The 6,622-nt window shown below is 75.3% G+C and carries 5 protein-coding genes and 1 pseudogene; all 6 read left to right on the forward strand.

What is annotated here, in order from left to right:
- Positions 1-5: 5 nt before the first annotated feature.
- The gene (locus ABT106_RS14620; RefSeq protein ID WP_351276581.1) at positions 6-2,393 is read left to right on the forward strand and encodes a collagenase; all 2,388 of its coding nucleotides are present in this window, start codon (positions 6-8) and stop codon (positions 2,391-2,393) included.
- 116 nt (positions 2,394-2,509) lie between these two features.
- Positions 2,510-3,682 carry an NAD(P)/FAD-dependent oxidoreductase gene (locus ABT106_RS14625; RefSeq protein ID WP_351276583.1) on the forward strand — a complete coding sequence of 391 codons (1,173 nt, stop codon included), beginning with the start codon at positions 2,510-2,512 and terminating at the stop codon, positions 3,680-3,682.
- Complete coding sequence (locus tag ABT106_RS14630; protein ID WP_351276585.1) at positions 3,682-3,993, forward strand: (2Fe-2S)-binding protein; 312 nt, start codon at positions 3,682-3,684, stop codon at positions 3,991-3,993. Before ABT106_RS14625 ends, ABT106_RS14630 begins: the two co-directional genes overlap by 1 nt.
- A complete protein-coding gene (locus ABT106_RS14635; protein WP_351276587.1) occupies positions 3,974-5,515 on the forward strand; it encodes an FAD/NAD(P)-dependent oxidoreductase in 1,542 nt (513 codons plus the stop codon). Before ABT106_RS14630 ends, ABT106_RS14635 begins: the two co-directional genes overlap by 20 nt.
- 76 nt (positions 5,516-5,591) lie before the next feature.
- The gene (locus ABT106_RS14640) at positions 5,592-6,518 is read left to right on the forward strand and encodes a dihydrodipicolinate synthase family protein (protein WP_351276589.1); all 927 of its coding nucleotides are present in this window, start codon (positions 5,592-5,594) and stop codon (positions 6,516-6,518) included.
- Positions 6,519-6,542: 24 nt separating this feature from the next.
- Positions 6,543-6,622 (forward strand): annotated as a pseudogene (locus ABT106_RS14645) (dCTP deaminase); the annotation flags it as partial.

The following is a 6,622-nucleotide window of genomic DNA, read 5'->3' on the forward strand; positions in this document are numbered from 1 at the left end:
TCTTGGTGTTCCAGCACAGAGCTGTGCGCACGTCCCTCCTCTCCGCCGCCGTGGCGGTCACCCTCCTCACCACCGCCGGCCAGGCCGTGACCCAGGCCGCCGACCGGGGGGCCCCCGCCACCGCGGCGCCCGCCACCTTCTCCTCCGGGGCTCCGGCGGCCGCGGCGGCGAACCCGTTCGACGAGGTCGACCGCTTCGCCAACGCCCGGGACACCGCCCCGGCGCCCGCCCCGGCCCCGGGCGGGACGGCCCTCTCCGGCCAGGTCCCCGGCGCCGCCACCGCCGCGCCCGCCGCGAGCGAGCGGACCGAGAAGAGCCGCAGGGCGACCGCGCAGGCGGCGCCCACGACGAGCGGCCTCGCCGTCGCCGTCCCCTGCACCCTCGACGGGATCACGAACCTCACCCCGGAGCAGTTCGCCGACTTCCTCGGCGACCGGGCCGTCCTCGCCGACGGCTGTCTGCGCGGCCTCATCTGGACCTGGGACGCCCGCCTGGCGCCCGTCATGTCCGACGCCCACGTTCAGGCCGTGTCCCGGCGGATATCCAGCCTGTCCGCCGCCCACGACGGCTCCAACTCCTCGCACCTGGAGGAGATGTTCACCTACCTGCACGCCGTCGCCTACCACGACTACTCGCGCGGCGAGATCGACGTCACGGACGCGCCGACCGTCGACGCGATGCGCCGGGCCATCGCCGACTTCGGCAACGCCGCCCGCACCTTCGACGTCACCCGCGGCAACGCCAACACCCTGCGCGAGGCCCTGTACGCCGCCAGCGCCCCGGGCCTTCGCCAGCACCAGCTGGGCCTGATCAAGAAGGTCCTGGCCACCATGGACCCGGCCCACCCGGCCACCCACCTCGACGCCGGCTGGGCGGGCGCCGCGCTGGCCGCGCTCTCCGTCAACTACCTCGGCGTGTACCCGGGCAACCAGGACGCCGCCTTCCAGTCCGCGGCCGCCGCCGACCCCGCCTACCGGGCCGCCTTCAGGGCCTTCGCCGGATACGTCCACCTCAAGGGCACCGCCAACGCCTGGGTGGTGCGCGACGCGATCGGCGAGTACGGCCGCTTCGGCGAGATCCCGGCCCTGCGGGACCAGGTCACCGCCGACCTGGGCGCCATGCTGGAGCCCGTCAGGACGGCCTTCGGCAACGGCAGCCAGCCCTGGGCCAAGATCGTCTCCTGGCTCAACTACTTCCAGGTCTGCAAGCCGTACGGGGTCTGCAAGGAGGACATCGAGCGGCAGATCTTCCCGTACACCTACACCTACGACAACGGCGCCATCAAGGTCCGCACCGGCCTGGACCGGGCCACCGTCGACCAGCTCTACTACGCGAGCAAGCAGGTCAAGGCGCAGTACCACCGCGTCCTCGGCACCGACCAGCCGCTGGCCGGCGACCCCAACACCACGCTGAACATCGTGCTGTACGGCTCGCGCGCCGACTACGAGAACTACCACCCGATCCTGACGGGCTACGACACCAACAACGGCGGCATCTACATCGAGAACGGCGCCACCTTCTACACCTACCAGCGGCGCGTCCCGCAGGACTCCTCCCTCACCCTCGAGGAACTCTTCCGCCACGAGTACACGCACTACCTGAACGGCCGGTACGCGGTGCCCGGGTTCTTCGGCGAGGGCCCCTGGTACGAGAGCGACCGGACGACCGCCATGGACGAGGGGACGGCCGAGTTCTTCGACGGCGCCACCCGCGACAACGGCATCGCCGTTCGCAAGTCGCTGGTCAAGAGCATCATCGCCGACACGGCCGGCGGCGGCCCGCGGATGACGGTGGAGCAGCTGCTGAACGCCACCTACGACGGCGACGGCTTCCGCTTCTACAGCTACGCGGGCACCTTCTTCGAGTTCCTGTGGGCCGAGAAGCCCTCGCTGCTGCGCGAGATGTACACCCACCTGCGCAACAACGACGTCGCCGCGTACGACGCCTGGCGCCACCGGACGGGCGCCGACACCTACCTCCAGCGCGACTACGACCGCTTCCTCACCGCGCAGATCGCCAAGGTCGACCAGCTCTTCGTGCCGAACACCACCTTCACCCCCAACGGGCAGTTGCGCGACGCGGCGCTCGCCTCCGTGAAGTCCTCGTTCGCCACGGCGACCTACAACACCCCGGACTGCGTGGAGAACGGCGACCCCGGCAAGCGCCGCTTCACCTGCACGGGCCGGATCAGCGCGAACCTGAAGAACTGGCGCAGCGACGACCAGAACTTCAAGGACATGTCCGAGACGGTCGACTACTTCATCCTCGACCGGGCGGGCGCGGCCTCCAACAACCTCGCCGACATGAACTGCTCCTTCGGGCCGGTCGAGATCTGGACCAACAAGGTCGCCGGCTCGTCCTCCTACAGCTGTGAGGGCCCCCTCCGCGGCTGATCCTCCGCGGCTGCTCCGTACCGGCTGCTCCGCGCCGGACCGGTCCCGTGTCCCTCCGGGCGCGGGGCCGGGCGGGCGGTCTGGGCAGCCCCTAAAGAATGTGACATATTACTGCCGTGCTCAAGAGACACTCCCCGGACGCCGTCGTCATCGGCGCCGGCGTCGTCGGAGCGGCCTGCGCCTACTACGCGGCCCGCGCCGGCCTCTCCGTGGCCGTGGTCGACCGCGGCCCCGTGGCGGGCGGCACCACCGGCGCCGGCGAGGGCAATCTGCTGGTCTCCGACAAGGAGGCCGGCCCCGAGCTCGGCCTCGCCCTCCTCTCCGCCGGGCTCTGGCGCGAACTCGCCGCCGTGCTCCCCGCCCCCGTCGAGTACGAGGCCAAGGGCGGCCTCGTCGTCGCCCCCGACGAGAGGGCCCTCACGGCGCTCCGCGCCTTCGCCGAGGGGCAGCGCGCCGCCGGGGTCACCGTCCTCGACGTGGCCGCCGACGCCCTGCGCGAACTGGAACCGCACCTGGCCCCCGGCCTCGCGGGCGGGTTCCACTACCCGCAGGACGCCCAGGTCCAGCCCGCCCAGGCCGCCGCGCGCCTGCTGGCCGCCTCCGGCGCGGAGCTCCACCTCGGCGAGGAGGTCACCGCGGTCCTGCGGGACGCCTCGGGCGCGGTACGGGGCGTCCGCACCTCCCGGCGCGAGCTCGCCGCCCCCGCCGTGGTCAACGCCGCCGGCACCTGGGGCGGGCGCGTCGCCGCCCTCGCAGGGGCCGCCCTGCCCGTGCTCCCGCGCCGCGGCTTCGTCCTGGTGACCGAGCCGCTGCCGCGGGTGGTCCGGCACAAGGTCTACGCCGCCGACTACATCGCGGACGTGGCCAGCGGCTCGGCGGCCCTGCAGTCCTCGGCGGTGGTCGAGGGCACCCCGGCGGGCCCGGTGCTGATCGGCGCCACCCGCGAACGCGTCGGCTTCGACCGCGCCCTCTCCACCGAGGCACTGCACCGCCTCGCCGCCCAGGCGGCCGCCCTGTTCCCCGTACTGGCGGACGTCCGCGTGCTCCGCGCCTACCACGGCTTCCGCCCCTACCTCCCCGACCACCTTCCGGCGATCGGCCCGGACCCCCGCGTCCCCGGCCTGCTGCACGCCTGCGGCCACGAGGGCGCCGGCATCGGCCTGGCCCCCGGCACCGGTGCGCTGATCGCAGCCGCCCTGACGGGCGCCGAACCCCCGCTCCCCTGGGGGCCGTTCCGCCCCGACCGCTTCGACCAGGCGCCGCCGCACCCCCCGAGGAGGACCCCCTGATGCGCAGCCCCCGCTCACTGGTCGGCGGCGCCCCGGCCGCGGAGCACACCGTCCGCTTCGACGGCCGCGAACTCCCGGCCCAGCCGGGCCAGTCCATCGCCGCCGTGCTGTGGGCCGCCGGCATCCTCGCCTGGCGGACCACCCGCGGGACCGGCGCCCCGCGCGGGGCGTTCTGCGGCATCGGGGCCTGCTACGACTGCCTCGTCACCGTCAACGGCCGCCCCAACCAGCGTGCCTGCCTCGTCCCGGCCCGCCCCGGGGACGACGTCACCACCCAGGAGGGCACCGGACATGCCGACCTCGCCGTCTGAGCCCGCCGGAGCGCCCGGAGCGCCTGCCGTCACCGCAGCCGTCACCGCAGCCGCGGCTGTCACCGCCGACGCCGCGTCCGTCCCCGTCGACCTCGCCGTCGTCGGCGCCGGTCCCGCCGGGCTGGCCGCCGCCGTCACCGCCGCCGGGCTCGGCCTGCGCGTCGCCCTCCTCGACGCGGGGGAGCGGCCGGGCGGCCAGTTCTACCGCCATCCCGCCCCCGGCCTCGGCGCCGCCCGCCCGGAGGCCCTGCACCACGGCTGGGCCGCGTTCGCCTCCCGGGAAGCCGCCCTGCGCGACCACGCGGCGGCCGGGCGGATCCGCCACCTCGCGGAGCACCACGTCTGGACGGTGGTCCCGGACGGCGACGGCTGGCTCCTGCACGCCGTCGCCGGCCACGGCCCCGAGGAGCGCGCCGCGGCCGTACGGGCGCGGGCCGTCCTCATCGCCACCGGCGCCTACGAGCGCCAACTGCCCTTCCCCGGCTGGACCCTCCCGGGGGTCGTCGGGGCCGGCGGGGCGCAGGCCATGCTCAAGTCCGGGCTGGTCCTGCCGGGCCGGCGCGTCGTCGTCGCCGGGAGCGGGCCGCTGCTGCTCGCCGTGGCCGGGTCCCTCGCCGCGGCCGGGTCCGGGGTCCCGGCGGTGGTGGAGGCCGCCGCGTACACCGGGTACGCCCGGCGGGCCGGCGCGCTGCTGCGCAACCCCCGCAAGCTCGCCGAAGGCGCCGTGTACGGCGGAGCCCTGCTGCGCCACCGCGTCCGGCTCCTGACCCGGTACGCCGTCATCGAGGCCCACGGCACCGACCGGGTCGAGGCGGTCACCGTGGCCCGCCTCGACCGGGACTGGCGGCCGCTGCCCGGCACCGGCCGCCGGATCGCCTGCGACGCGCTCGCGGTGGGCCACGGGCTGGTGCCGCAGCTGGAACTCGCCACCGGCCTGGGGTGCGCCACCCGCCGCGGCGCCGACGGCGCCGTCGCCCTGGACGTGGACGCGGGACAGCACACCTCCGTGCCCGGCGTCTGGTCCGCGGGGGAGACCGGCGGCACCGGCGGCGCCGACCTCGCCCTGGCCGAGGGGGAGATCGCCGCCCACACGATCGCCGGACGCCCGGTCCCCGCCGCCCTGGCCCGCCGCCGTGCCCGGCTGCGCGCCTTCGCCGACACCATGGGCGCCGCCCACCGGCCCGGCGCCGGCTGGACCGGCTGGCTGCGCGACGACACCCCGGTGTGCCGCTGCGAGGAGGTACCGGCCGGGCTCGTGCGGGAGGCCGTCCGGGACCTCGGCGCACGGGACGCCCGTACGGCCAAACTGCTCACCCGGGCGGGCATGGGCTGGTGCCAGGGCCGGATGTGCGGCCCGGCCGTCGCCGCGCTCGCCGGGGAGGAGCCGGCCGCGGACCGGCGCCCGCTGTCCTGCCCGGTCACGCTGGGGCGGCTCGCCGAACTCCGCCCGGCCGGACCGGCGTCCTGCGTGCCGCCCCCCGCCGAGGGGCCCGGCGTCCCACCACCGCCCGCCGGGCACTGATCCGGACCGTCCCGGCCCTTGTGGCCGCCTCGTACGCGCTAGTAAAATGTCACACACCACACTAGGGAGTCACCACATGAACCACGCGCCCACCCCCGCGCCCCGCAGCGACACCCGCAGCCGGCCCTGGCACGGCATCATGGTCGCCACCGCCCTCCCCCTGCGCGAGGACCTCAGCGTCGACCACGACGCGTACGCCGAACACGTCGCCTGGCTCATCGCCAACGGCTGCGACGGCGTGGTTCCCAACGGCTCCCTCGGCGAGTACCAGACCCTGACCGACGAGGAGCGGGCCCGCGTCGTCCGCACCGCCGTCGAGGCCGCCGGCGACGGACGCCGGGTCATGCCCGGCGTCGCCGCCTACGGCAGCGCCGAAGCCCGCCGCTGGGCGGACCAGGCCGCCGAGGCCGGCGCCGGATCCGTCCTCCTGCTACCCCCGAACGCCTTCCGGGCCGACGAGGACGCCGTCCGCGCCCACTACGCCGACGTGGCCGCGGCCGGACTGCCCGTCGTCGCGTACAACAACCCCATCGACACCAAGGTGGACCTGACCCCGGCGCTCCTCGCCCGCCTGCACGCCGACGGATCGATCGTCGCCGTCAAGGAGTTCAGCGGGGACGTGCGCCGCGCCTACGAGATCGCCGAGCTCGCCCCCGGCCTGGACCTGCTGATCGGCGCCGACGACGTCCTCCTCGAACTCGCCCTCGCCGGCGCGGTCGGCTGGATCGCCGGCTACCCCAACGCCCTGCCGCAGTCCTGCGCCACCCTCTACCGGGCCGCCGTCGCCGGCGACCTCGACACCGCGCTGCCGCTCTACAAGTCCCTGCACTCCCTGCTCCGCTGGGACTCCAAGACCGAGTTCGTCCAGGCCATCAAGCTCTCCATGGACCTGGCCGGCCGCCCCGGCGGCGCCACCCGCCCGCCCCGCTTCCCGCTCACGGGCGACACCGAGGCCGCCGTCCGCGCCGCCACCGAGAAGGCCCTCGCCGAGGGTCTCAACTAGGCCGTCTCCTTCGGATCTTGTCGGCCGATCAAGCTCTGGCCGGGGATGCAGATCGGGCAGCTGTGCCTGTTCCAGCTCAGCTCGTCCGCGGAGTTCCCGTACGG

It is taken from the genome of Streptomyces sp. NPDC002044 (assembly GCF_040296725.1).
In the GTDB taxonomy this organism is placed as follows: Bacteria; Actinomycetota; Actinomycetes; order Streptomycetales; family Streptomycetaceae; genus Streptomyces; species Streptomyces antarcticus.